The sequence below is a fragment of the Pseudoalteromonas luteoviolacea DSM 6061 genome, assembly GCF_001625655.1.
Taxonomy (GTDB): Bacteria; Pseudomonadota; Gammaproteobacteria; order Enterobacterales; family Alteromonadaceae; genus Pseudoalteromonas; species Pseudoalteromonas luteoviolacea.
Window position 1 is genome coordinate 44,354 of sequence record NZ_AUYB01000079.1, and the last position, 26,327, is coordinate 70,680.

At 43.2% G+C, this 26,327-nt stretch carries 27 protein-coding genes and 3 tRNA genes; 13 read left to right on the top strand and 17 right to left on the bottom strand.

Annotated elements, in window-relative coordinates; translation table 11 throughout:
* Window positions 1-215: 215 nt before the first annotated feature.
* From N475_RS03685 to speA, 4 genes are all read right to left on the bottom strand, one after another.
* A complete protein-coding gene (locus N475_RS03685; RefSeq protein WP_063355796.1) occupies window positions 216-1,391 on the bottom strand; it encodes a mechanosensitive ion channel family protein in 1,176 nt (391 codons plus the stop codon).
* The gene (locus N475_RS03690; RefSeq protein ID WP_063355797.1) at window positions 1,388-2,305 is read right to left on the bottom strand and encodes a 1-acylglycerol-3-phosphate O-acyltransferase, YihG family; all 918 of its coding nucleotides are present in this window, start codon (window positions 2,303-2,305) and stop codon (window positions 1,388-1,390) included. The genes N475_RS03685 and N475_RS03690 overlap by 4 nt, the downstream gene beginning before the upstream one ends.
* Before the next feature lie 51 nt (window positions 2,306-2,356).
* The gene (locus N475_RS03695; RefSeq protein WP_063355798.1) at window positions 2,357-3,235 is read right to left on the bottom strand and encodes a 1-acylglycerol-3-phosphate O-acyltransferase, YihG family; all 879 of its coding nucleotides are present in this window, start codon (window positions 3,233-3,235) and stop codon (window positions 2,357-2,359) included.
* A gap of 119 nt (window positions 3,236-3,354) precedes the next feature.
* Complete coding sequence (speA, locus tag N475_RS03700) at window positions 3,355-5,235, bottom strand: biosynthetic arginine decarboxylase (RefSeq protein ID WP_063355799.1); 1,881 nt, start codon at window positions 5,233-5,235, stop codon at window positions 3,355-3,357.
* 218 nt (window positions 5,236-5,453) lie between these two features.
* On the opposite strand from speA, the gene speE reads away from it, so the two are divergent.
* Window positions 5,454-6,317, top strand: a complete 864-nt coding sequence (gene speE, locus N475_RS03705; RefSeq protein ID WP_063355800.1) for a polyamine aminopropyltransferase — start codon at window positions 5,454-5,456, stop codon at window positions 6,315-6,317.
* A 54-nt stretch (window positions 6,318-6,371) separates the two neighbouring features.
* On the opposite strand, the gene hemE is transcribed toward speE, so the two are convergent.
* The gene (gene hemE / locus N475_RS03710) at window positions 6,372-7,439 is read right to left on the bottom strand and encodes a uroporphyrinogen decarboxylase (RefSeq protein ID WP_063355801.1); all 1,068 of its coding nucleotides are present in this window, start codon (window positions 7,437-7,439) and stop codon (window positions 6,372-6,374) included.
* Window positions 7,440-8,116: 677 nt separating this feature from the next.
* On the opposite strand from hemE, the gene N475_RS03715 reads away from it, so the two are divergent.
* Complete coding sequence (locus N475_RS03715) at window positions 8,117-8,587, top strand: Rsd/AlgQ family anti-sigma factor (protein ID WP_063355802.1); 471 nt, start codon at window positions 8,117-8,119, stop codon at window positions 8,585-8,587.
* A 45-nt stretch (window positions 8,588-8,632) separates the two neighbouring features.
* Here the strand turns inward: N475_RS03715 and fkpA are convergent, their stop codons facing one another.
* Window positions 8,633-9,388, bottom strand: a complete 756-nt coding sequence (gene fkpA, locus N475_RS03720; protein WP_063355803.1) for an FKBP-type peptidyl-prolyl cis-trans isomerase — start codon at window positions 9,386-9,388, stop codon at window positions 8,633-8,635.
* Between the two features lie 293 nt (window positions 9,389-9,681).
* On the opposite strand from fkpA, the gene N475_RS03725 reads away from it, so the two are divergent.
* Together N475_RS03725 and N475_RS03730 are read left to right on the top strand one after the other, a co-directional pair.
* Entirely contained in the window at window positions 9,682-10,662 is a 981-nt protein-coding gene (locus N475_RS03725) for a WD40 repeat domain-containing protein (protein WP_063355827.1), read from the top strand.
* On the top strand, window positions 10,662-10,874 hold the full coding sequence (locus N475_RS03730) for a SlyX family protein (RefSeq protein ID WP_063355804.1): 213 nt from the start codon (window positions 10,662-10,664) through the stop codon (window positions 10,872-10,874). The genes N475_RS03725 and N475_RS03730 overlap by 1 nt, the downstream gene beginning before the upstream one ends.
* A gap of 39 nt (window positions 10,875-10,913) precedes the next feature.
* Here N475_RS03730 and N475_RS03735 read toward each other — a convergent pair whose 3' ends face one another.
* On the bottom strand, window positions 10,914-11,114 hold the full coding sequence (locus tag N475_RS03735) for a YheV family putative zinc ribbon protein (protein ID WP_063355805.1): 201 nt from the start codon (window positions 11,112-11,114) through the stop codon (window positions 10,914-10,916).
* A gap of 123 nt (window positions 11,115-11,237) precedes the next feature.
* Here N475_RS03735 and N475_RS03740 point away from each other — a divergent pair, with 123 nt between their 5' ends.
* From N475_RS03740 to N475_RS03760, 6 genes are all read left to right on the top strand, one after another.
* Window positions 11,238-13,160 (top strand): ATP-binding cassette domain-containing protein, encoded by a 1,923-nt coding sequence (locus N475_RS03740; protein ID WP_063364705.1) that lies wholly within the window; start codon window positions 11,238-11,240, stop codon window positions 13,158-13,160.
* Window positions 13,154-13,600, top strand: a complete 447-nt coding sequence (locus N475_RS03745; RefSeq protein WP_063355807.1) for a TIGR02444 family protein — start codon at window positions 13,154-13,156, stop codon at window positions 13,598-13,600. Before N475_RS03740 ends, N475_RS03745 begins: the two co-directional genes overlap by 7 nt.
* Before the next feature lie 119 nt (window positions 13,601-13,719).
* Complete coding sequence (locus tag N475_RS25820) at window positions 13,720-13,860, top strand: hypothetical protein (RefSeq protein WP_169809458.1); 141 nt, start codon at window positions 13,720-13,722, stop codon at window positions 13,858-13,860.
* 204 nt (window positions 13,861-14,064) lie between these two features.
* Entirely contained in the window at window positions 14,065-15,045 is a 981-nt protein-coding gene (locus N475_RS03750; RefSeq protein ID WP_063355808.1) for a hydrolase, read from the top strand.
* Window positions 15,046-15,053: 8 nt separating this feature from the next.
* Window positions 15,054-15,308 (top strand): YheU family protein, encoded by a 255-nt coding sequence (locus N475_RS03755; protein ID WP_063364706.1) that lies wholly within the window; start codon window positions 15,054-15,056, stop codon window positions 15,306-15,308.
* An 85-nt stretch (window positions 15,309-15,393) separates the two neighbouring features.
* Complete coding sequence (locus tag N475_RS03760; RefSeq protein ID WP_063355810.1) at window positions 15,394-16,578, top strand: dipeptidase; 1,185 nt, start codon at window positions 15,394-15,396, stop codon at window positions 16,576-16,578.
* Window positions 16,579-16,811: 233 nt separating this feature from the next.
* Here the strand turns inward: N475_RS03760 and N475_RS03765 are convergent.
* The 5 genes from N475_RS03765 to nudE form a co-directional block, all read right to left on the bottom strand.
* A tRNA-Met gene (locus N475_RS03765) sits at window positions 16,812-16,888 on the bottom strand.
* A 44-nt stretch (window positions 16,889-16,932) separates the two neighbouring features.
* Window positions 16,933-17,009, bottom strand: a tRNA-Met gene (locus tag N475_RS03770).
* 44 nt (window positions 17,010-17,053) lie between these two features.
* Window positions 17,054-17,130, bottom strand: a tRNA-Met gene (locus tag N475_RS03775).
* A gap of 248 nt (window positions 17,131-17,378) precedes the next feature.
* Entirely contained in the window at window positions 17,379-18,170 is a 792-nt protein-coding gene (cysQ, locus tag N475_RS03780; protein ID WP_063355811.1) for a 3'(2'),5'-bisphosphate nucleotidase CysQ, read from the bottom strand.
* 1 nt (window position 18,171) lies between these two features.
* The gene (nudE, locus tag N475_RS03785; RefSeq protein ID WP_063355812.1) at window positions 18,172-18,735 is read right to left on the bottom strand and encodes an ADP compounds hydrolase NudE; all 564 of its coding nucleotides are present in this window, start codon (window positions 18,733-18,735) and stop codon (window positions 18,172-18,174) included.
* Window positions 18,736-18,795: 60 nt separating this feature from the next.
* On the opposite strand from nudE, the gene yrfG reads away from it, so the two are divergent.
* Window positions 18,796-19,467, top strand: coding sequence for a GMP/IMP nucleotidase (gene yrfG, locus N475_RS03790; protein WP_063364707.1), 672 nt, complete (start codon window positions 18,796-18,798; stop codon window positions 19,465-19,467).
* On the opposite strand, the gene N475_RS03795 is transcribed toward yrfG, so the two are convergent.
* Entirely contained in the window at window positions 19,464-20,084 is a 621-nt protein-coding gene (locus N475_RS03795; protein ID WP_063355814.1) for a dUTP diphosphatase, read from the bottom strand. The two genes, yrfG and N475_RS03795, sit on opposite strands and share 4 nt — an antisense overlap.
* A gap of 119 nt (window positions 20,085-20,203) precedes the next feature.
* Between N475_RS03795 and N475_RS03800 the strand changes: the two genes are divergently transcribed.
* On the top strand, window positions 20,204-20,830 hold the full coding sequence (locus N475_RS03800) for a peroxiredoxin-like family protein (RefSeq protein ID WP_063355815.1): 627 nt from the start codon (window positions 20,204-20,206) through the stop codon (window positions 20,828-20,830).
* A 33-nt stretch (window positions 20,831-20,863) separates the two neighbouring features.
* Here the strand turns inward: N475_RS03800 and N475_RS03805 are convergent, their stop codons facing one another.
* From N475_RS03805 to N475_RS03815, 3 genes are all read right to left on the bottom strand, one after another.
* Window positions 20,864-23,200 (bottom strand): fatty acid cis/trans isomerase, encoded by a 2,337-nt coding sequence (locus tag N475_RS03805; protein WP_063355816.1) that lies wholly within the window; start codon window positions 23,198-23,200, stop codon window positions 20,864-20,866.
* 15 nt (window positions 23,201-23,215) lie between these two features.
* A complete protein-coding gene (locus tag N475_RS03810; protein ID WP_063355817.1) occupies window positions 23,216-23,614 on the bottom strand; it encodes a hypothetical protein in 399 nt (132 codons plus the stop codon).
* A gap of 110 nt (window positions 23,615-23,724) precedes the next feature.
* Window positions 23,725-24,390: an SDR family oxidoreductase gene (locus N475_RS03815; RefSeq protein WP_063364708.1), complete on the bottom strand. Its 666-nt coding sequence runs from the start codon at window positions 24,388-24,390 to the stop codon at window positions 23,725-23,727.
* 144 nt (window positions 24,391-24,534) lie between these two features.
* On the opposite strand from N475_RS03815, the gene N475_RS03820 reads away from it, so the two are divergent.
* The gene (locus tag N475_RS03820; RefSeq protein WP_063355819.1) at window positions 24,535-25,293 is read left to right on the top strand and encodes a hypothetical protein; all 759 of its coding nucleotides are present in this window, start codon (window positions 24,535-24,537) and stop codon (window positions 25,291-25,293) included.
* On the opposite strand, the gene N475_RS03825 is transcribed toward N475_RS03820, so the two are convergent.
* Window positions 25,271-26,068: a VOC family protein gene (locus N475_RS03825; RefSeq protein WP_063355820.1), complete on the bottom strand. Its 798-nt coding sequence runs from the start codon at window positions 26,066-26,068 to the stop codon at window positions 25,271-25,273. The genes N475_RS03820 and N475_RS03825 overlap by 23 nt on opposite strands.
* Between the last annotated feature and the right edge of the window lie 259 nt (window positions 26,069-26,327).

Sequence of the window (26,327 nt, forward strand, 5' to 3'; positions counted from 1 at the left end):
TAAAAATGCAAAATACTCAGCTCCCCTGCAAAACCACTGAATTATTCCAAAACATAAAGAACTATAACATATATTATTGTCACAGAAACGCCACAATAAAATACATTCTCTGTCATTACCATACCATAAGCATAGAACAGAGACTCATCATTTTTCATCAATTGTCAGCAAGTGTAGAAGACACAACAATGCGCCTTTTGGATCTGAAGTTCGAATTACCGATTAAAAGCACTAACGACTTGATAAGGGCGGAGTTCAAATTCGGTCAGTAATATCAGCATTTGATCTAAGATATCAGCCTGAATATGCTCATAGTTGACCCAGCTTTTATCTTTGCTAAAACAGTAAAACTCAACGGGTAAACCGTGCTCTGTTGGGGGCAGCTCTCTAACCATACAGGTACAAAGTGTATTTATTTCTGGCCGTTGCTTTAACAACCATTCAGCATAGTTTCTGAAGAGCGTTAAATTACTGCATTGATCAGGCAAAGTTAAGGTATCGAGCGCTGTAAATTTACTTTTGAAGTGAGCAAGCTTCTGTGCATCTAGCAGCTCAATACTGTTCATATCAATGGGGATTGCACGCTTAATGCGACGACCTGGTGACTCCTGCATCGCCCGCCAATTCTTGAAAGAGTCCGAGATCAGAGCATAAGTTGGGATCGTAGTCACTGTATTGTCCCAATTGCGCACACGCACGGTGTTTAGGCCTAAATCAATCACTTCACCATCCGCGCCAAAAGTGTCTACTTGGATCCAATCTCCTGTTGCCACTAGGCGGTTAGCAGCGATCTGAATACTTGCGACTAAACCTAAAATCGTATCTTTGAATACCAACAAGGTAACCGCGGCAATGGCACCAAAGCCTGACAAAATATAGGTTGGTGATTTATCAACCATTGTGCTAACCACCAGCACGCTGGTGACAATGAAAATCACTAACTTAGTTACCTGTACAATGCCTTTGATGGGCACATCTTTTGCAAATTTTTGCTGTTGATAAATGGCATGTGCAATATTGATAAATGAACTAACCAAAAAACCAAACGCGATTATCAGGATTACTTGCGCTGCTACCTTAAGCTGGATCATGGCCCATTCAGGTGCAATAAACATGTGCTTGTAAATCACAACAAATAAAATACTGCAAACCAGTAATGCAACACGGCCACTCAATTTGCTCAATTGTGGCGCTAAGAATGCGATTTTGGCTTGCGAAAAACTCGAGAGTATTTGTTTAACTTTGGGCACCAATGCCAACTTAATCCCAGCAAAAATAATGACCAAAAAACCAAATGAAACGGCATTAGTAAGGACAGCTAAAATATAAGGGTGCACATGCGCACTTCCAAATAAAGGTAGGATAAAATCTTGCACATGCCCCGTATTCATAGCTGCCCCACTTCCTGTTCGTAGTCGCTGTTCGCGGCACGATAATTTTCTTCAATTGCGGCTATACGCCTCGATTTCTCTAACCACAATTGATTCATATAAGCCTGAAACTGAATACGATATTGCTTATCTATTTGGTAATCACCCGTCGGCAGCAATGCAAGCGGTGTAAATTCAATTTCAACGGTAATGGCGGTCAATTTACCCATCATAAATGCTCTACAGATATGCGCGTCTACACAGTGATATACCAGTGTAGTGTTAAGCAAACCGTCAATTTGAGCGTTTAAGACATCCAACGCAAAAGCTGTCCCACCCGCTTTTGGTTTCAATAAGTTAGGATATGGACTCGATTGGCGGCGTTGCTTACTTGGAGTGTACCGGGTGCCCTCAGCAAAATTGATCACCGTCGTAGGATGGTGCCTAAAGTTTTGGCAACTTTGCTTAGTACGCTCAACATCCATACGTTTCAGCTTTGGGTTTTTAGCGACCTCTGATTTGCTGGCCCGCTTCATAAACGGCATATCGAGCGCCCACGCACCAGTACCAATTAGAGGCACATACTTCAATTCATCTTTAAGGAAAAACTTAGGAGCAGGTAACACTTCTTGCGCACTGAGAACAACAATATCTAGCCAACTAATATGATTAGATATCAAAAGATACCACCCATTTATAGATACTTCTTGGGGCATAGTTACATGCAATGTTACACCGCCAAGCTTGAGCCCTAAACGATTGCCAGCGCACCACTTGCGATACGCCCAATGCAGACAAGAGGACAGCAGCTGGATGCGTAGACTCCATTTTAGGAGACCAAGAATGAGTATAATCAAGCCCCACAAAACAGTATTGAGAACTAAATAAAGTGCACCAATAGCACCACAAATCCAATTAGGTAGCATATTTTTCATTGTCTTGTTTCCTTTGCATTGGCGTCTATAAACCACCTTACTTGGTGACTGCTACTCTGCGGTTTGAGTAATGCGCTTGATATGTTCATCTTTCTCCAACCACAAACGGTTGAGTTCTCCTTGAAATTGGACCCGAAATTCGTTGTCGCCACTATAGTCTCCGACGAGCTTGTCACTAACAGGCATCAGCTCCACTTGAACGTTTATTTCACCTACTTTGCCAGCGACAAAATCCATAAATGTAGGAACGCCATTTGGGTAGTGGATCGTGACATTAACAACTTGGTTGATTTGCTCTCCCATCGCTTGCATAACAAATGCAATACCACCCGCTTTTGGTTTTAACAAATGCTTGAATGGGCTATTTTGCCTCTGATGTTTTTCATCAGTAAATCGAGTGCCCTCGACAAAATTCACTATGCTCACAGGCATAGTTTTAAACTTCTCACACGCTTTTCGGGTCGTTTCGATATCCTTCCCTTTGAGCTTAGGGTTTTTCTTAATTTGACTTTTACTCGTACGCGTCATAAACGGAAAGTCCAGTGCCCACCATGCTAAACCAAGAAACGGAACGTATAGCAGCTCTTTTTTCAAGAAAAAATTCAAAAATGGAATTTTACGATGAAGCACACGTTGCAGCACTAAAATATCGACCCAACTTTGATGATTCGCGATCACCAAATACCAATCTTTCTCGGTGAGAGACTCCGCACCAGTTACTTTCAATTGGTATGGTGAAATGCATTGTTGATTTATGTTATTGCCCGCAACCCACATACTGGCACATGCTTTGGCCAATTTGCTCAAGAGCCTCTGAAGCACTGGAATGGGGATCAGTTTCAGTAATCCACAAACAAAAATTGGCACAAACCAAAATAATGTATTGAGAACATACAAAATCAACCCTAGGATTTGACGGACTAACGACATGCGAAGTTCCTTTACTACTGTTATTCTACTTAACTACAAACAGCGACAGTGCAATGATACCCATCGCTGTATATATCATACGCGCTTTCCTACTCAGAAAAAATCAGAGCAGTGCTTATTTAATCTTCAAAATAGGTATACCCAGCAAGACCTGACTGAAGTTCTTGCAAGTAGGCGTCTTTTGTTATTTGTGCTGCACTGAGTCCCTGAACAATATGGCTAAAATTATCCAGTAAGTGCTGTTTATCATAATGAACGAAGCGTAATACGTCCTCTACACAGTCGCCCTTAAGCGCATTTGTGAGCTTAAAGCCATTCTCGCTTAGCTCTACATGTACTGAGTCAGTATCTCCAAATAAGTTATGTAAGTCTCCTAGTATTTCTTGGTATGCACCTACCATGAACATAGCCAAGTGATACTGCTGACCATGTTGATATGGCGGCATAGGCAGGCTAGATTCGATACCAGCACCCTCTACATAGTCTCGGATCTGACCATCTGAGTCACATGTAATATCTTGAATAATCGCTCTTTGTGTAAGCGGTTTGTCCAAATCACTAATGGGCATCACAGGAAACAATTGATCAATTCCCCACACGTCCGGCAATGATTGAAACAATGAAAAGTTCACAAACAATTTGTCTGCTAGTTTCTCATTTAAATCATCTAGCACTTCTCTATGCGCTCTTGATTGCCCATTTAAGCAGTCTCGTACACTGCGCAAAATGGTAAAATATAAGCGCTCTATTTGCGCCCATTGCTGCATACTAATCAAACCGTGAACATACTGATCATGTGCGTCACCAAACAGGTGCATTGCATCATGATAAGTTTCTAAAGCTAATCTCGGTGTTAAACGTGACAATGCCCCTTTTAGCTCATGAACGAGATGATGTTCGTCATCACTCATCTGGCAATTAACTTCATTACTCGGTGCTGTCTCAATATCAATTACATCAGTGATCAAAACCGCGTGGTGCGCTGTCAGTGCACGACCAGACTCGGTAATAATGTCGGGGTGGGGCAAATCGTGTTGTTCCGCCACCTCGGCAAATGCATTGACGACATTCCTCGCATACTCATTCACCGTATAATTCATCGAACATGCACTACGAGAGCCAGAGCCTTCATAGTCCACGCCCAAACCACCACCGACATCGACCGTTTTAAGTGGCACACCAAGCTGGGTCAACTCTGCATAATGTCGTGCACATTCTCGCAAAGCACGCTGAATGTCTCTGATATTGGCAATTTGTGAGCCAATGTGAAAGTGTACCAATTGCATAAGATGCAACTTACCTTGCTTGCGCAGCGTTTCCACCGCATCTAGCACCTGACCAGCAGTTAATCCAAATTTTCCTTTTTCACCGCCTGTATTTTGCCATTTACCTTTGCCAATTGAATTGAGTCGAATACGAATACCAATTGACGGCTCAATTTTTAGGTCATCGATTTCATTGAGGAGTGCATCTAATTCAGATAACTTTTCAACCACAATATGGACCTGATGTCCCATAGCTTGGCCAATTAATGCAAGACGCAAAAACTCTCGGTCTTTATAACCATTGCATACAATGGTGATCGGCGCACTTGCTAGGCCTAATATGGCCATTAACTCCGGCTTGGAGCCTGCTTCCAATCCCACCAAACCACTCGGGTGGCTCAGTAACTTACTTACAACAGAGCGTTGCTGATTTACTTTGATTGGATACACGCAAGTATATTTACCTTGGTAACTTTTTTGCTCACGCGCTTGGGTGAATGCATCCGTTAGGGTATCCACTCGATTTTGTAGGATGTCCGTGAAACGCACTAATACAGGTAAGGTCAAGCCCTGCTCTTTAAAGCGCTCTGTTAGCTCCGATAATGAGATCGGCGCTTTGTTACGGTCGCCATCAGGATAAGCGACCAATGCACCATTGTCGTCAATATCAAAATAACCATCACTCCAATGTGTTACATTGTAAGTCTCACGTGCGGTTTCAACTCCCCACTTCATCTTTATCTCAACTATAAAAACCCAATATTCTGCTCATTTTAATACGCATATCCCTGTTTAGCGATAGACAATTACCGCTTTTATTCGCGACTGGGCCTCTCGTAATCGGTAACGATTTTACGCACAGACAAACTGACGGCTTTCTACTAAAATAGATTGAGCAAATTAGTCGGCGCTGGCAAAATTGCGCCAAGTAATAACTCAATGTGAAGGCAAAAATGTCTAAATTAGAAGCAAACCGTTGGTTTACAGAGATAAGTGACCGCGATGGCAGTGCTTTTTCCCTGCGAATAAACAAAAAGCTCGACGAAGTGCAGTCTCCATTTCAAAAAGTCGAAATGTACGAGACCACTGATTTTGGCAACCTCATGATTATTGATGGTTGCACGATGGTGAGTACACGTGAAAACTTTTTCTATCACGAAATGATGAGTCACCCAGCCTTATTTGCACACCCTGCACCTAAAAATGTCGTCATCATCGGTGGTGGAGATTGCGGTACTTTGCGTGAAGTACTTAAGCACCCAGATGTTGAGTCTGTAACACAAATCGATATCGATGAAGTGGTTACACAAATGTCTTTAAAATACTTTCCAGAGCTTTGTGCTTCGAATGATGACCCACGTGCTACGGTTATGTTTGATGATGGGATCAAATATATGCGTGAAGCGACAGCAGACTCTATTGATGTCATCATTGTAGATGGCACTGATCCTGTTGGCCCAGGTGAAGGGCTGTTTAACCATGCATTTTATACAAGTTGCTTAGCGGCACTTCGCGAAGGTGGAATTTTAATACAACAGAGTGAGTCACCGCTGATGCATATGTCGTTGCTAAAAGACATACGCTGCGCAATGAAAGAGGTTGGATTTGCCGACTTACAAACTTTACCATTCCCACAGCCAATCTACCCAAGCGGCTTATGGTCAGCGACACTTGCACGTAAAGGCAGTGCGTTTGCGGGCTTTAGAGAGCAAGATGTGGATAACGCGAAATTCGACACAGAGTACTACAATAAAGGGATTCACTACGGCGCTTTGGCAACACCTAACTTTATGCGTCGTGCTTTTGACGATAACTAATATCTCAGAAAAAACCCCAAGCATTGCTTGGGGTTTTTAACTATCTTCTCAAAATCACTTTTGATGATACTGACGACTAAATTCATGAACTGAATTTATAAAAACGCCTGCATTCTCTGGGTCCACCTCAGGTGTAATACCATGACCTAAGTTAAATACGTGACCACTTCCTTCTCCAAATCCTGCCAAAATTGATTGTACCTCTTCACGAATACGCTCAGGTGTACCGTGTAGCATGGCTGGATCCATATTGCCTTGTAATGCAACTTTGTCGCCCACACGGCGCTTTGCATCAGCGATATCAATAGTCCAATCTAATCCAATTGCGTCACACCCCGTCGCAGCAATTGACTCAATCCACTGCCCACCATTTTTGGTAAACAAGGTCACAGGAACTTTGCGGCCATCATGGTCACGAATTAAGCCATCGACAATTTTGTGCATATATTGCAATGAGAATTCTTTGTAGTCTCTTGGGCTTAACACACCGCCCCAAGAATCAAAAATCATTAGTGACTGCGCACCAGCTTTTACCTGAGCATTTAAGTAATCGATAACTGAGTCAGCAACTTTATCTAGCAGCAAGTGTAAAGTTTGTGGCTCCGCAAATGCCATTTTCTTAATCTTGCCAAAGGTTTTACTGCTACCACCCTCAATCATATAAGTCGCCAATGTCCATGGAGACCCAGAAAAGCCAATAAGAGGAACTTCACCTTTCAACTCGCGACGAATAGTACTTACCGCATTCATCACATAACCAAGGTCATCATTTGGGTCAAGCTTTGGTAATTTTTGTACATCGGCTAACGACGTGATTGGACGTTCAAATTTTGGACCTTCGCCAGTTTCGAAATAAAGACCTAATCCCATAGCGTCTGGGATTGTCAAAATATCACTGAACAGAATCGCTGCATCAAGCGGGTAGCGGCGCAATGGCTGTAGTGTCACTTCACAGGCTAACTCTGCATTTTTGCATAGACTCATAAAGTCACCTGCTTGAGCTCGCGTAGCTCTGTATTCTGGGAGATATCGACCAGCTTGGCGCATCATCCATACAGGTGTAACATCAACCGGCTGCTTCTGCAACGCGCGTAAGTAACGATCATTTTTCAACTCGCTCATAGCGTTATTCAATTCCAGTGCTGTAAAAATTGCTCGAATTGTATCACCTTATGGCCATGGTCCCTAGTTGTTCACTCGTGAAAATAGCCGCTATATGATCCAGATTAACATTCACTATCTTTGATTATGCAACACTCGTTGGGCGACAACGTAAATTTCTTCACACAAGCTCAAATTTAAATACCTTACTAATCATGCTCGTATACTCTCATTTACAAAAAACTCGACGAGAGTATTTGCACCTTTTTGGAAACCTTGCTATAAAATGGCTGCGCAAAACAACAACAATAAACACCTTCTAATAAGAACAAGCGAATAGCTAAACTGCATTCGACCACCCTAGGGTGGTTTTTTTGTTTGTGCCTTTCACAACACTTTTTCAAAGCCTTTGTTAGTTAATACTTAATTAGAATTATTAACAACCACACTCAGTAAACCCAGCAAGGGTACAAATGAAAGAAATTCTCTCCTTTTTGCAAAAAGTGGTTGATCTTTTCATCAGTTTTCCTTTTCATAGAAGGCAAGATAACGTATTCGGTAGTACCAAATTGTGGTCTTTATTTGGGTCCATACCTGAGTCAGGTTTACGCGTCCCATAAACACAATGTGTTCTTTGCAAACATGCAATTTGGTCATTGCAGGGCCTAATAACAAAACGACCCGCTAAGGAGATAACTATGCTTTCACGGTTAGAACAAGCCCAACAAAAATGGGGAGGGAGCCATAGTGTAATCGACAATTGGCTTATGGAACGTCAAGAGCTTTTGCTACTTTACTATAAAGTCGCAGGCCTATCTCCTTTTGAAAACAGCGATAATGCACTGCCTGAGCAGGTCCAGATCCAATCCTTTTGTCAAATTCTGATGGATTACCTTTCGGCTGGGCACTTTGAAATTTATGACAATATTGTCGCTGCTTGCAAAGAAAAAGGTCCCGAAAGTCTAAAGTTAGCGCGCTCTATCTACCCTAAGATAACCGCCTCTACAGATTTAGCGCTGGACTTTAATGACAAGTACGCTGAAGCGAATACTGACAATGGTTTAGAAGATTTTGACAAAGATCTCTCTATATTAGGCGAAGCACTAGAGCAGCGTTTTGCATTAGAAGATGAGTTGATAGATAACCTCTTTTCAAACCACAGCGAATAAACCATTAAAAAAGGGCCCCAAGGGGCCCTTTTTTAATGCTGCGAATTACTCCGCAGGCTTTTCTTTATCTTCTTGGATCTCAAGCAATTCAACTTCGAAAACAAGCGTTGAATTTGCAGGGATCTTACCAAGGTTACGCTCGCCGTAGCCTAGGTCTGAAGGAATAGTGAATTTGAACTTAGAGCCAACAGGCATTAACTGTAAACCTTCAGTCCAACCAGCGATAACTTGGTTAAGCGGGAAAGTCGCAGGCTGGTTACGTGAATACGAACTATCAAACTCAGAACCATCTAGTAAAGTACCTTTGTAGTGAACTTTTACAATGTCTGTTGCAACTGGCTTTTTACCTTCGCCTGTAGAGATAACTTCATACTGAAGGCCTGACTCAGTTACTGTTACGCCATCTTTCTTAGCGTTTTCAGCAAGGTACTTTTCACCATCTGCTTTATTCTTTTTCGCATCAGCTTCTGCTTTAGCAGTTTGCTTTTCACGTACAGAAGTATCTAATGCTGTTAACACTTCACGAATTTTCTCTTCGTCTAGCTTTGCATTACCTGCTAGCGCGTCTTTAAAGCCACGCATTAATAGTTCTTGGTCAAGCTCAATACCTAACTCTTTTTTGTCAGCAAGATCTTTTTGCAAGAAATTACCCACTGAAGCACCAATGCCATAAGCTTGTTGCTGAACTTCAGTCTCTAGTTTTACTTCTTCGACCTTTGCAGTTTCCTGCGCTTTTTGGTTACAAGCAGTTAATGCAAGTACAGACGCTGCAATTAAAGACAGCTTAATAGTTTGTTTCATTTTATTCTCTCCGACATCCGAGCAGCTAGAAACCAATGTTGCTCTCTAACCTCATTGTCTTGTTAAATAATTATTAATATAAAAAAGGTGATGTCACATTATCACTCATTGCCGCCAATGCCAAGATTCTCACCATGACAACCTGTCCACCGGAAATATCGGTGTGATAGACGACATTAGTTTCCTGATACGCTAATATCAGGTTTGTGGGCCAATCAATTTTACCACTAGTCTACTCGGTGAAAATCATAGAGTTAAGGGGAAATACCGAATTTATGGCCAAATTTTTTAAAATGCACCTACTACTCATATACGGTGCGTCACTCATCGCACTCTTTGGGTGTTCACCAGACAGCTCAAAAGCCCATCTGACCGTGGAACACGCCGCGAGGGGTGCATTTGCAGCTGCTATTTCACACGATGGTCGTTACAGTTTAGTGTCATCCGTAGAGCATGGTGTGGTTTTATGGGATAACCAAGCCCATGGGCTCCAATATCAATGGACACATTCAGATCAACCAGACGACTTGGTCCACTCTCTCGCCATCGCCCATGATAACTCAACAGCCGTGACCGCTGCCAATAATCGCTTTGCCCTATGGCGTCTATCTGATGGCAACAATATTGGTTATTATCAAATAGACACAGGCACAATTAGAGACATCGCTGTCAGCAACAACGGTCGCTACGTATTATATGGCCGCAGTGACAATGTAGTTGTGCATCTGGACTTAGATAGCGGAAGACGCTTAGAGTTCCTTGGACACCAAGAAAAAATTAACAGTATTGCCTTATCGCCAAATGGCCACTTTGCTTTGACTGGGGCAAATGACTACAGTGCCTACTTTTGGGATACTAGAACAGGTCAGGTTTTACATCGTTTCAATCACCCAAGTCGCGTAACAAAAGTAGCGCTCGATCCGCAAGGCCGATATGCATTTACGGCTGACAGCATGAAAAAAGCCAGTATATGGCAGCTCACCTCTGGTGATCTTGTCGCTCAATTGCAGTATATTGCTCGCCAGAAGATATTTAGTGCAGTGCGTTTTAATCAGCAAGGTGATTTACTTGCAACGGGCTCACCAAATCGCCAACTCACATTGTGGCGAGTCAGTGATGGTGCCAAGTTAGATACATGGCTCGTCAAACCCCGCGAAGGAAGCAGACCAAAATCAGCTGTTGTGTTCGATGTGGCGTTTGCCAAACGAGATGCACTGCTTGTGACAGAAAGCTCCAGTGGCTTAATGGAACAATTCGAAAGAGTAAAAGAGTAATGACAGAATTAGAAAACAGGGTGACTGAACTTGAAGCCAAAGTTGCATTTCAAGAAGACACCATAGAGACGCTCAATGATGAGCTCAAAGTCCATCAGTCTCGCCTAGCGACAATGCAACATCAAATAAAGCTGTTGGCGCAAAAAATTAGCGAAGGGAAAGACAGCAACATGATGCCCATTGAGCAGGAGCCACCTCCACCGCATTATTAATCAGTATGCCTGGATGCGCTTTTGCGCATCACAACTCAGCTACTGTGGCTTAAATACACCAATAACCTGTTCAAATTGACGGGTTGAAGCCTGTACCGCCTCTTCAGGTTGTGTCATTGAGTGGCCACACGATACACACTCAACTTTTTCCACATCGTGCTCTTTGTACAACATCATGACATCCATTTTGTTGCATGCTGGGCACGACGCGCCCGCGATAAAACGCTTTTTCGTTCTCACAATACTACCCCGCCTTCTCTGTGAAAGGGTTATTTTATATTAGTTCATCGCGCTTTGATACGCTTGTCGTCGACTATTAGATCCATGTTATCATGCGGGCAGAAGATTTAAGCTGAGCATATTATGATCCAACTTTCTGATATTGAATTGTTACGTGGTGGCAAAACGCTACTAAAAAATGCCAATGCAACCTTATTCGCCCAACATAAAGTAGGCTTAGTTGGCGCTAATGGTTGTGGTAAGTCCTCTTTGTTTGCCCTACTAAAGTCACAGTTGCATGCTGATGCCGGTGATTTTCAAATCCCGAAAGATTGGTCGATTGCCTCTGTAAAGCAAGAAACTCCGGCCCTATCCATTTCTGCTCTTGAATATGTTCTGCAAGGCCATGAACAATATTACAAGCTGCGTGATGCATTGCGCGTAGCAGAAGCTAAAGGAGATGGTGAGTCACAAGCTAAAATCCACCAGCAACTAGAGCTAGTGGGCGGATATGGCATTGAGGCCAAAGCGGGTGAGCTACTGCATGGATTAGGCTTCAGCAACGAACAACTCGACTTTGCTGTTAGTGAATTTTCTGGTGGTTGGCGTATGCGTCTCAACTTGGCACAAGCTCTCATCAGAGATGCGGATCTCCTGTTGCTGGATGAACCGACGAACCACTTGGATCTGGACGCTGTCTACTGGCTAGAGCGATTTTTGAAAGCATATCAAGGCACACTGGTGTTGATCTCTCACGACAGAGAGTTTTTGGATGCCGTGATCGATCAAATATGGCATATTGATCAACAGTGTATCAATGTCTACAAAGGCCACTACTCACAATTCGAGCGTCAAAAAGCAGAACGTATGGCGCAGCAGCAAGCAATGTATGAAAAACAGCAAGAAACCATTGCTCATTTAGAAAAGTTCATCACCCGCTTCAAGGCCAAAGCAAGTAAAGCTAAACAGGCACAAAGCCGTGTGAAAGCCCTAGAAAGAATGGAGAAGCTCGCACCTGCTCACGCCGATTCTCCTTTTAGCTTTGAGTTTGAAAACCCCGAAAATATCCCGAATCCGCTCATGACCTTAGATCAAGCTCAAGCAGGATATGGTGATATCACGATTCTACACCAAATCAAATTAAACCTAGTCCCAGGCAGCAGAATTGCCCTTTTAGGTAGAAACGGTGCAGGTAAATCGACCCTAATCAAACTGCTTGCGGGTGATATAAAACCGCAAGCAGGTGAAGTATTTCAGCACCAAGGCTTAAAAGTCGGCTACTTTGCTCAACATCAATTAGAGTCACTAGATCTAAATGCAAGTGCTGTCACGCACTTACAGCGTTTAGACCCACAAGCAACAGAACAATCTCTGAGAGATTTTCTCGGCGGGTTTGCGTTCCATGGTGACAAAGCATTAGAGCCAGTAGCCCCATTTTCGGGTGGTGAAAAAGCACGCCTGGTGCTTGCCATGTTGGTATACCAACAGCCCAACTTACTGTTACTGGATGAGCCAACTAACCACTTAGATCTAGAGATGCGCCATGCTTTGGTCATGGCCTTGCAAGGTTTTGAAGGCGCAATGGTGACCGTATCGCACGACCGCCATATGCTGAAAAATACCGCCGATGAGTATTATCTGGTTGATAACGGTACGGTGAGTGCATTTGGCTATGACTTGGATGAGTACTACCAATGGCTTCTAAATGCGAATAAAGAAGCGAAACAAAAACCAGGTGTCGAAGAAAAAGCCCACTCCAGTGTCAATCGCAAAGAACAAAAGCGCTTAGAAGCAGAGTTTAGAAAGTCTGTGCAACCGCTCAAGAAATCCATAGAAAAATTGGAGAAATCACTGGATAAACTCACCAGTGCGCTCTCTGAAGTAGAGGTCCAACTTGGCGATAACTCACTGTATGAGGCTGAAAATAAAGCCAAACTGACCGAGTTATTGGCTCAGCAGGCGAAACTAACACCAGAGCTAAACGACACCGAAGAAGCTTTACTCTTGGCACTCGAAGAGTTAGAAGAGAAAGAAAGTCAATTCGCAGAAAATGGCACTGTATGCTAAAGCACGATCAGTTCTGGCATTACGCATGCCAACTATATAGCAATAAGCAAATGGAGGAAGTGCTTTTGCACTTCCAAAATGCACATAATAAAAACGTCAATTTATGTCTGCTATTGGACTACTTGACTGAATTAGATAAGCAACTGTCTCAAGCAGATGTTGAGGCGCTGATCTTATGTGCAGCAAAACTAGATCAACAACTTTTATCACCATATCGCTTACTTCGCCGCACACTTAAAGATGAGCACCACGCGTATCCTAATTATGCATCTGCCCGTTCAAGCTTATTAAAAGCAGAATTGGAGCTGGAAAAGCTTCAGCAGCATAGCCTGATTGAACTAGTAAACACCTGCTTGCCTTCCCACAACACCGGCGCAAATAATCTTGCACTATACTTGCCAGAGTCTCTGGTACATCAGTTTATGCGCGCCAAATCATGATCAAGATCAAGCGTAAAGGCGAGTCAATATCGGCTAATTTATAAACTTGATCTCGATCATAACGATCCTTCCACCGCTCCTCTACTATTAATTCATCGACAAATTGAGGAGACACAGCCATGAACGTATTCTTTAGAGATTTCTTTACCGACCCCGTGTTGTTTTTATCTTTTGGCATACTTGGGATCGTGATAGCGCTGTGCATCTACTATGTTTATTACTTTGTGAAAAAAGTGAACGAAGCTGAAATTCCAGAATAAGCATTTGTAGTTCGAAAATAATTGTTAAAGCAAATTTAGTTCCCGTTTCAAGAATTAAGCACGACGCACAAAGCACCTTATCAGCCTAGCTGGTCGGGTGCTTTTTATTTACGTCTGACTATTTCGTACCGCTATTTATCTTTTTCTGTGCAGCTTTGATACACTGGCACGGTTACAGTGTTAGCAAGAGAACTTTTCTGATTTATGTCGCAGCAGCTAGATCTTACTTTTAAACCTGCTTGGTGGATGCGCAATCGTCACGCCCAAACCATTTTACCAAGAGCATTTAGGCCTAGACTTAAAGCCAACGTCCATTATGAACACCTTCAAACGCCAGATGATGACTTTCTTGAATTGGCCTGGGCAAAAAATGGAAACAAACAAGCACCTCTCGTGGTTGTTTTGCATGGTTTAGAAGGCAATATAAATAGCTTTTACGCAAAGGGCATGCTACGCGCGCTTGCAAACACTGGTTTAGACGCTGTATTGATGCACTTTCGCAATTGCTCACGAGAAGTCAACAAACAACCGCGCGCTTATCACAGCGGCGAAACCCAAGATCTCGGTTACCTAATTAGCACATTGAAAAAGCGCTATGTGGACCGAGCCATTTTTGCTGTTGGCTTTTCTTTGGGCGGAAATGTACTGGCAAAATATCTAGGTGAACGAGGTCAAAATAGCGGTCTACAGGGTGCTGCGGTTATTTCTGCACCTTATCACTTATCCTCTTCTTGCCAAGTGATCCGCAAAAGTTGCTTTAAACTCTATCAGAAGTACCTGCTTGATCGAATGAAGCATTCCTTTTCTCGTAAGCTTAATCAAATAAACGGACAAATCCAATTGGATGCGAAACAACTGGCCAATATAAACGACCTTTGGCAATTCGACGACCAAGTCACAGCCCCGTTACATGGCTTCAAAGGCGCGGAAGACTACTATGCTCAAGCCAGTTCGCAACCATATTTAAGCCTTATAGAAACTCCCACTTTGCTGATCCATGCAGAAGATGACCCCATGCTGTCTAAGCAAGCCGTGCCAATTTCAGCTCAGATCAGCGAACATGTGCAGCTGGCAGTCTCCCAACGAGGCGGGCATGTAGGCTTTATCTCTGGTGCAAACCCATTTAAACCCATCTACTGGCTTGAGCAAGTCGTTCCTGCCTATATTCATTCTCTTATTAAATAGTGACGATTATGCTAATCCCATACCAACAAATTGACCCAACCACCCTCATGAGCCTTATTGAGCACTATGTACTACGCGAAGGCACAGACTATGGGGACAGCGAAGTGAGCACTGAACAAAAAGTCGCTCAGGTTAAATCTCAACTGCAAAGTGGTGAGGCTTTGATTGTGTTTTCTGAATTTCATGAGTCTGTCAATATTGTCAGTAAAGCCCAGTTTCATGCGATGCAGAGTGAAGACTATCAATCCGAGCCTATTTATTAATCCAATGGAGAATGGCGCTTTTGGGATTGAGCCTTTTTGATTAGTTGTTACAATCAAAATTCACAATCATAATAAAGGCGCAAAAATGAAGTTAAGCTCAGCTCTGTGTGTTCTCGCATTAGCGGTTTCCTCTGTTCATGCCAAAGAATACACTGCATCGGAACGTGCCATTCGTTTGGCTCAAGAAAACCTCCTTATCGATACCCATATTGACGTTCCTTACCGCATCAATGAAAAATGGGATGATGTTTCAAAAGCGACCAAAGGCGGTGACTTTGACTACCCTCGCGCGATGAAAGGCGGGCTGAATGCGCCGTTTATGTCGATTTATATTCCCGCGAATTTAGAGTTTGAAGGCAAGGGCGAAAGCTATCAACTTGCGAATCAACTTATTGATGGTATGGAAGCGTTGGCACAGCGCGCTCCGCATAAATTTGCCATGGCCTATAGTACCCAAGATATTGAAGCTCAATTTGATAAAGGCTTAATGTCTATTGCCATGGGCATGGAAAATGGCTCACCAATAGAGGGGGATCTAGGTAATCTAAAACACTTTTTTGACCGCGGTGTACGCTATATCACACTCGCCCACTCTCAAAGTAATCATATCTCAGACTCTTCATACGATGTGCGTAGAAAATGGAAAGGGTTGAGTCCCTTTGGTAAGCAACTTGTCGTGGAAATGAATAAAATCGGCATGCTTATCGACGTTTCACACATTTCTGATGCCGCTTTCTATCAAGTGATGGAAATATCAAAAGTGCCAGTCATTGCTTCGCATTCATCTCTGAGAAAGTATACGCCTGGATTTGAGCGCAATATGGACGATGACATGCTGTTGGCATTGAAAAAGAATGGCGGTGTTATACAAATTAACTTTGGCTCAAGTTTTGTCACCAATTCATCTCGCAGCTGGTACGACAAACGCAGTGCAGAAGAGAAGGAAGCCACCAGCCGTGGAGCGAATAAAACGGATTTTCGCGCCGCTTATATCGCTAGAAACCCCTTTCCTTTCGCGACACTGGAACAAGTCTTGGATCACATAGATCACGTCGTAAAGTTAATTGGAATAGAGCACGTTGGAATTGGCTCGGACTATGATGGCGTAGGTGATTCACTACCAACTGGCTTAAAAGATGTTTCTACCTACCCTAACCTCGTGCAAGGTCTACTAGATAGAGGTTATAGTGAGAAAGACATTAAACTTATTTTGGGTGGCAATACCTTAAGAGTGTGGAAACATGCTGAAGCCTATGCGGCAAAGTTCTAACTTGTCTTGGGTAAGCACATGCTTGCCCATACTTTTGATCACCAGTAGCTACAAATGATATAACCATTTTCTTAGCTAATAAATTTCATATTAAAGAATAAGCATTCGGTAGCTTAACTGAGGCTACTACAAAAGCAAAAATACAACATTTAAAGATAAAATATGCAATTAAATAAGACAAAGAAAAAACACTAGGATAAAAATAAGAAATGATTAATGAGTGATACAGGAATTGGTTGCGGGAGCCGGATTTGAACCGACGACCTTCGGGTTATGAGCCCGACGAGCTACCAGGCTGCTCCATCCCGCGCCTGTATCGTTAAGTTGGTTTTACTTCTTTCTTAACTAAGAAGTTGGTTGCGGGAGCCGGATTTGAACCGACGACCTTCGGGTTATGAGCCCGACGAGCTACCAGGCTGCTCCATCCCGCGCCTGTATTGTTAAGTTTGTTTTACTTCTTTCTCAACTAAGAAGTTGGTTGCGGGAGCCGGATTTGAACCGACGACCTTCGGGTTATGAGCCCGACGAGCTACCAGGCTGCTCCATCCCGCGCCTGTATACATCTTACGATGCGACTTTAAGAAAGACCTTTTCAAGCTCTTCCGTAAAGAGGTCGCTATAATATCTAAATTTATTTTTATTGCAAGGATTTGACGAAAAATAATTTTTTAAGCGTTTAAAAAACATTCAAACGGGTAAATTCTGGCGCCAACGCCTCATTTTATTGCGTTTACCCAGCGCTATTAGGTGCCCTTACTCACCACTAAGGGACTAAAAAGCACCATGCTTAGCTATCTCAATTACCTTTGATGTGGACTGATTAACTTTTGAAACTGCCAGTCTGGATGCCCCATAACAATGAAGTCGGGATTTTCAGTAGACTCTCGTTGATTATACGTAAGCGGATTGAACTCAGCATCAGTGATACACCCCCCCGCCTCTTCTACAATGACTTGTGAAGCTCCCGTATCCCATTCTCCGGTAGGTCCGACTCGCAAAAAACAGTCAGCTTTACCTTCTGCGATAATACAAGCCTTCAATGAACACGAACCCAGCGCTATGGTATCGAATTGGCTATTAAGATACTGGCTTACCGCTTCTATTTTTTGTCTACGGCTCACTGCAAGCGTCAAGGTATCTGGTGGCGCGACGAAAATTTGCTGGTCTTGGCCTTGTTCGCGTTTAAAAGCCCCACCTTCTTTAGTGGCAAAGTATGTGATCCCTTTTGCTGGCCAGTGGATCACTCCCAGTACAGGTTGATGATTTTCAATCAGTGCAATGTTCACCGCGAAGTCACCACTTTCTAAAATAAACTCACCAGTGCCATCCATAGGATCAAGCAACCAATAGCGCTGCCAACTTTGTCGTTGCTCAAGAGGTGGGATTGGAGTCTCTTCGGACATGATAGGGATATCTGGCGCAAGCGCTGTAAGACCTGTTAACAACACTTCATTAGCTGCAAGATCTGCCGCCGTTACGGGTGTGTGATCTGACTTTTCTTGTTGCCCAATGTCGTCTTGCTGGTAGATAGCCATGATGGCTTTACCTGCAAGTTGTGCCAATTCAATACAAGGCTCTAAGTAGGTTTGCAACTTAAACCTCCTTTAATAAAAACTGCTGTAACAATAATAGCGCAGCCACACTTCGCGCTTCAGTAAAATCAGGTTGTTCAAGTAATGTTTGCCACTCTTCAAGTGGCCATTTGACCACCACTAGTGGCTCAGGTTCATCACCCTCTAAACACTCAGGATATAAATCTTTCGCTACTAGAATATGCATATGTGCATTGAAATAACTGGGAGCCAAAGAAACCGTCTTTAAGTCGGTGAAAAAGTTTGCACCAAAGCCTACTTCTTCTTTTAATTCTCGATTGCCCGCTTCAATAGGTGTTTCACCAGGGTCTATTAGCCCCTTTGGAAAACCTAATTGGTAATCATGTGTGCCTGCACAGTACTCTCTCACTAATAGTAGTTCATTTTCAGCAGTTATAGGCACAATCATCACAGCGCCTCGCTTGCCCCCTTTAACCCGCTCATATTGCCTTTGCTCTCCATTAGAGAATTGCAAATCAAGGGCCTCTACAGTAAACAGCTTACTCTTGGCAACTACTTCTGACGATAATATTTCCGGCGGACATGGATGCTTTTTCTGTGACATAAACTTTTATTTGCTATGATGGTGATAACCTAATCATAAAGCCTTTGAAGTTAAAAGCCTATGCTAAATTGGTCAAATATCGACACCGTTCTACTTGATATGGACGGCACCTTACTAGATCTTTATTTTGATAATCATTTTTGGTTAGAGATCATCCCTAAAGCACACGCGGTGAAACAAGGGATAAGCTTGGAACAAGCCCGCGCAGATATTCTGGCGAGATATGATGCAGTGATGGGGCAAATCGAATGGTATTGCTTAGATTACTGGCAAGCGCAATTACAGCTACCTATTATGGATCTAAAAAGAGAGATCCAAGATTTAATTTCTGTGCGAGAGGATGTACCTGAATTTTTGCAAGCTCTTAAAGCAGCTGGTAAAGAACTAATTTTGCTCACAAATGCCCATCCTGATAGCCTGAGCTTAAAAATAGAGCGCACACAACTCAGTGGCACACAGTTTGACGGCTATTTAGACAAAGTCATCTCAACCCACCAATATGGCGTTAGTAAAGAAAGCCAAAGTCTTTGGCAGCAAGTGCAAGCAGATTTAAAGTTTGATAAAGCGCGAACTTTGTTTGTAGACGACAGCCTGAGTGTGCTTGCAGCAGCAAAACAATATGGCATTGGCCATTTGTTGGCAATTGAGAACCCAGATAGCCAACAAGCTCCAAGAGAGATCACTGACTATCTCGCAATTAGTGATTACCGCACACTATTGCCTATTATTTAAGCAGGGTAACGTGCTGCTAAGCCTGCATAGACTTGTTTTGCAAAGTCTGGATGCTCTGTGTCTAGGCTTTTCACAATTTCCACTAAGTGTTCGTTGTCTTCTTTTTCGTCCCACACTTTAATGTAAGTCCCTTCTTTATAGCCATGATCTTGGCGGAAGAAGTTCAGTGTATTTTTACCGACATAACCACGGTACAGATCATCAAGCGACATACCAATTTGCTGCATACACCCAGCAAAAGCAGCTGCACTAAATGCCTTATCTGCAACCGCACTTGCAGCCAAGTGCTCTAAAGTTTGTTTAAAATCTTCTGCTTGCTTGGGTGAAGCAAGTTCAGTCTCCAATTGCTTTGCTAATTCTTCAAATGAGGTTTCGCCGTCTATTCTCAGCGACAGTCCGAAATGAAAAATATCCACAAGCTCCAAGATCACTTGTTCAGTATCTGGTGTCTGTTTTTTCCACCATTTCCAGCCATAATGATCAAGCATCTCTGCACATTCAACCCATATCGCTCGATACCATTCAAAGCCTTGACTAAACCATTGCTCATGCACTTTGGTATTCATCGCATTTTGCATTTCCAGCATCACTACTAGCTTGGTGATATTTGCAGACATATTTGCTCTCTTTGAGGTGATAAATAAAAAAGGATACGCGTAATATCATACCCGAGCGAAAGCATTTCGTCACTTTGCCTGTCTAATAACATTCACTAATGCTTAATACAGAGGAACCCATGCCGATTTTACTGATTATTTGCCTGATTTTGATTACACCACTCGCTTCTGCGGCGACTGTCACCAACATCAGCAACTCGCCTGAATCTGTGTCGCCTTTATTACCAGGTCTTCAAGCTCCAGCGCTTACGTTAAAAAATAGCCAAGGCAAGGCCGTTGATTTAGAGACACTGTATAAAAATAAAACGTCGATTGTTGTTGTTTATCGCGGTGGGTGGTGCCCATACTGCACACGCCAACTAAAAGGCATCCAAGCAATTGAGTCACAGATTGCCTCATTAGGCGCTCAGATAATTGCGATTTCACCCGACTCACCTGACGCTCTCGCGAAAAGCACCATTGAATCGCCGAACTATTTACTGCTGTCGGATAACGAAATGGCTTATGCACAAGCTTTAGGGTTAGCCTACTTCTTAGATAACAAAACAGCCACAGCATATCGCAATAAGCTTGGTGTGAACTTTGTAGACCTTGATGGTAATGACCGTGTTGCGCTGCCAGTACCGGCCGTGTTTGTCATCGACAAAAAAGGTCTAGTCCAGTTTCAATATGCAAACCCAAACTACAAAGTTAGGTTAGATGAAAAAGTATTACTGGCAGCTGTTACTGCCGCCAGTAAGTTATAAAATATATTGGCCCGCTAAAGCACCTAAGGCGTTTTAGCGGTTTTCCAAACGATTATAATCGAACAACCCGAACTCTACGCCTCGATAACGTCTTGCAACATCATGGAGTAGATCGCTGTATTGCCAAAATTGCGGATGTGTTCTGCGAATACCAAACTGCGCTTTGAGTGCTCGGTAACTCGTTTCGTCCACAACTTGCGCAAAGCCAGTCGTAAACGCCTCTACATGGGCTTGATTAGGCAAATACCAAATGGCTTCTGGATAATCTCCAACAAACCCAGGGATCACCGTGACGTAATCTTCCTCATATGCACGTTGCCCAGATTCATTCAACAGACTAGAAATATTGAAATGCGCATTATGACGCAGCAATGTATAAGCTTGGTGCGACCCGTGTTCATTACGGGCTAAAATAAATGTCACTTGCGGTAACGTTTTAACAGCGGCTATTGGCAATCGGTTCAACTGTTTTAACCGTTCGGGTACCGCGTGGTAGTCATACTCTTGATGCAACACATCACTCAGTCGTTCGCTCATTTTTAAGTAAAGCTCTGACTGCGGGTCATTTGTCTGATACTCAATTAAACTCTCGGCCCCCAGTAAACTCTTGCGATTGATAAATTCACTCAGGCTCAAGTGTGACTGTCTATACCAATAATTTTTAATCTCTTGCCGGTGACTTTTTGGCAATAAATTCAGATAGTTTTGTTCACCCTCTAAGCGAAGAAAATCCATGTATAAGCGTGTGATCAGCTGATGGCCAATATTACCGTATACATCAAAGCCAGCAACAAGTAAGTAATGGATCCGTTCAAACAGAGCATAGTCCAGTACCCATGCCGTCTTCGGCTGTTGCCCCACAAACCCTTTGACGACAGTTGCACTGTTGAAATGACGAAAGATAGTCAGTGCCGCGTTCGGGTTATGACCATCTCCTTGCCATATTAGATCTAAGTCTAATTTACCGCCATGGTTAAAAATTTGGTCAGATAGCTCTGTTTTTGCTTTGAGATAATCACTTTGGTGTTTTGCATACTTAGCCCAACTAGACAAAGGAAGTACATTGCTCTGCTCAGCAGCTGGCAGCAGCAAATCATCATCATGCTCTAACAACAACGCTTCTACAGCTGGATTGGCATTTTTATCTGGGTCTACGAATGCTACCCAAAAGTGGTCGTTAATCACATTTAGTGCAATTTGCCCTCGGCAAACAGGACCTTTGATAAAGCCCTTTACGATAAGTTCAGCTTCATCAAGCATAAACTGATAACGGGACTTGACCGGAATAGCAGCAAACGTTTTGAATGGGTTCGCAGCTAACTTTGGTGCATATCCCGGTAATTCGTTAACTTCATAATCACCGCCTAAAAACTGACTGTATAAACGGCTCATTTTTCTATCATCTAATGCCAACGGCAGGTGTGTTTTTGACAAAATCGTGCTGCGTTCATGCATTAATCGATAGTAGACACGTGTTACTTTTGGATCATCAAAAGGACGCACAGTAGCTATCAATTCAATCGGTTGCCCTGGTGGGGTTTTAGAACGGACTAATTTAAAGAATGTCTCTTGGCTATATTGTACAAAGTATATATTTGCCAAATACCAGTGCTCATAAATATAACGCGCCGCCAATTGAGGCTTGTTGCCCGCTTGATTTAAAAATTGCTCCCATTTATCTACTTGTTGTTGCACTTCCTTTGATGGTGCTGCAATTTCTCCCATATGAGCACCTTGCTCAAGCCAACTTTGTAATTGAGCAAATTCATGATTTGTAAGTGCAGGGAGACCATAAGGCATACCACCATGAGGGTTTGCCTTGGCATAGGCGTCATACTCATCCATTGATGGACAACTTTGCGTTCTATCCAAAGAAAAATCGAACTCTTTGCCGAGTATCGCTTGTTCGGGAAAGCTGTTGCGCTGCTTTAGCAACAGGCTTTGATACATCACACTACCGTGCAAGTTTGCATATTCAGTTTGCACACGCTCATTCAATACTGGCGTAAAGCCTTTTCCACGCCATTGTGAGGTCGTCGTTGCGTCAAATAGCAGCCTAGTTGGTGACTCGGCCAGCAAACGCGTACCGTCATATACGAGCGCCTTGCTCAACCCTCTATCGATACCTTGGGGGGAACTTAGCTTGAGCTGACAAGGTGCGTCATAGCAACCATGGCATACAACACAACGGTTATCTAGAACTGGCTTTACCTGTTGCAAATACTTCGCGCCACCTTGCGTGTAAGAAACCAATCGTTCTTGTGGCTGCTCAGGACCAAATAAATCGTCGTAATGGCTGACACCTAGTACAGCACACCCACTTAAAAATATGAATATACTTACCAGCCAGATAAAACGCTTCTGCGGCATTGCACGGCTCCGAGGTTAGTTTGCAGGTTGTTCGTTAGTATTGTCTTCTTCTTCCTCGTCGAGGCCAAGATCAAAGGTCGGCATCATATCTACAGGTGGTGATACAAATAGCGCTTCTGCATCAGCCGGGCTAAGCACGGCACTTAACACAGGGCCATGATTTAACAGCAGCTGCGCTTGATGGCCATTGGCCATTAAAACGGTATAACTGGCTTCTATATCTTTTAATTCGTAACTCTCTAACGGGATGCTAATACTTTGCTCTGGTGCAGGGTTTTGACATAAATTAGCTAGGAGATCTGCCGTTAGATTCACCGAAAGTTGCATATCGGGACTCTCAATATCACGGCTCTCTATATCATCATTCAATAAAAACAAAGGTAAGATTAGTGGGGTATTTTCTTGTAGTTCCATGCTCGTACTCTAGAATCATTTTTTGCAAGTGTAGCATAATTCCATGAACCAAAACCGAACAATCCTGCACGTTCAGGGCTGAGTTTTACAGCCCCTTACGCGCAACTTTACTACCAAGGTAGTTCGTCACCACTTGAATGCCAAAAGGTACCGGTATTTGATAAGTTTAATTCATCAATGCGTTTGATCAAACGCTCTGCGGCCACATCAGGCCCTATGTCCCCAGCATAATTCACCATCTCGGTTTGCACAAAACCTGGGTGTAGCAGTGCAACAGCAACACCTCTAGGTTTAAATTCATGAGCAAGGCTCACACCAGCGGCGTTCAGCGCCGCTTTAGACATTCTATAGCCGATGTATGCACCTGAACCATTGTCGGCAATAGAACCCATTCGGCTCGTTACCATCGCAACTTTTGCTCCAGTAATTAGCGAAGATTGCAAGGCATGGGTGACCCGCACTGGCGCGACTGCATTGACAGCGAATTGAGCTTCTATGCGGTCAAAATTCATATCCGCCAGGCTTTCGTTACTAAAGATCCCCGCATTATTTATCAGTATATCTATCTGACGACCCCGCATCTGCTGCGCGAATGTATTGACATCAGACTCTCTGCTCACATCAATGTTTGGAATAACATCAATAGCTAATGCTTCTAGCTCCCTAGAGCTCTTTCTTACAACTGCTGTGACATGATAGCCTTGTTGTGAGTATTGACGACAAAGCTCTAATCCTATCCCTCGATTCGCACCGGTAATGACAACGTGCTTATTCATTCTCTATTCCCATTATTTTAGATCAACCTAAAGCTTTAACTGTTGGGGCGCAAAGAAACAGATTCAAGATGGTGTTCAGGTAAAATACAAGAGTGCTAGAGTTCTGCTAGGCTTAAAATATCTGCCTTTAATGGACCCAATAATGTGAAGCTCTTGATAACATTGGCGGCTATTTTTTTCACTCTTCAGTTGGCTGCCAAGGAATACAATATCAATGTCAGTGAAAGTATGTCCTTTCACTTAGGTAAAAAGCAGGTGGAACAAATATTCACCGCCATTTATCAACCTTTAAATATTTCTCCAAAGTTTCATTATTTGCCCTCTCAACGAGGCCTAAAGTGGGTTAATCAAGGTCAGTTTGATGCAGAAGCCGGACGTGTAGAAAGTGCTATGCATCGCTTCGACGCATTAATCCCCGTACCAACCCCTCTTGCTACGGTACGCCTTGCTGTTTTTTGTTTGGCACCTCAGTTTTGCCAAGTTGATCGTAATGAGGGCATGATTATAATCGAGGGGAGCCTATTATCTGTGCAATTCTGTGAACGCTTTGCACTCAACTGCCATGCAGTCCAAAATACCATTTCAGCGTTTCAAGCATTGGCCAAGAGCCACAGTCATCAACTTTTGGCCACCGATCACTTTAGTATCGGCTCCTTGTGTGACTCTGGGTTGCAAAAAGCCTATATGTATACCCTTCCAGGGCAAGGTGTTAAGGTACACCACTACATACACAAAAAGCACCTGCCGCTGCTCACTAAAATAGATCTCAGTATTAAAGAAAAGCTCGCCAATGGCGAGCTAAATGCTTTTATCGATAGACTGAATAGTGAATTTGCCAGTTGCAATGGCGAAATCATCCAGTTAACAACATCACCCAGTACTAAGGATCTATTGTATCCATAGATGAAGCCATCACTGAGAACACAGCACCTTGTGGATCTGTGATCACTGAAAAGCGTCCAACCTCAGGAATATCGGTTGGCGGTACACATACTTGCCCACCAAGTGTTGAGGCTTTTTTAGCTGTCTCGTCGCAATCTAGTACCGCAAAGTATAACATCCAATGTGGTGGTAACCCCTGCCATTCATCTGTCATTTCCAGCATACCAGCTACAGGCTTGCCTTCACTGCTAAATACAACATACTCCATATTTTCCATGGCTTGATGGGTTGCCTGCCAACCCAATAATTGGCTATAAAACGCTTCACTTTTTGCACTATCTTGGCTAGCTAACTCATACCAATAAGGCACACCAGCTTCCAATTCCCTTTTAGTCCCTTCATGGCCGCCAGCTTGCCATAGTGCGAAATTAGCACCTCCAGGCTCATGTAGTAACACCATCCTCCCAGCTTCAGGCACATCATGTGGACCTGCAATAATTTCTGCACCTAAGTTCTTTGCCCGCTCAGCCAGCTCATCTACATTATCCACTGCAATATATCCCAACCAATGACTGGGTACTTGTGCTTCTTTCTGTTCCGGCATCATTTGGTACATGGCTGCGACGTCATCACCTTCTTTTTGTAGCATTGTATAAAAACAATCCTCACCAATCGGTTGATCAACACTTTGCCAGTTAAATAATTGAGTATAAAACGATTTACCAGCAGCCCAATCAGCGCTACATAACTCTGACCAACAAAATTCCCCAGCTTGTTTTTTTTCAATACGGCCCATGATTATTATTCCTAATAGCCTAATCCATTTACAGTTAAGCAGATATTGGAGCATTCGCAATATCGAATTATCGTGCAAAGGGGGACCGACAGTGAATGAAGTGAGTGTGTTTCCTTTGCGCAAGATAGGTGCAAAAGGCTACTGAGTGCGAACGAAGTGAGTACAGTTCTTTTGCACAAAGGTGACGAATGACCGAAACAAAGTTTCGCAGCATGAGGAAGTGAGCACATGGATGTGTGATGGGACCCTGCTTCAGGGA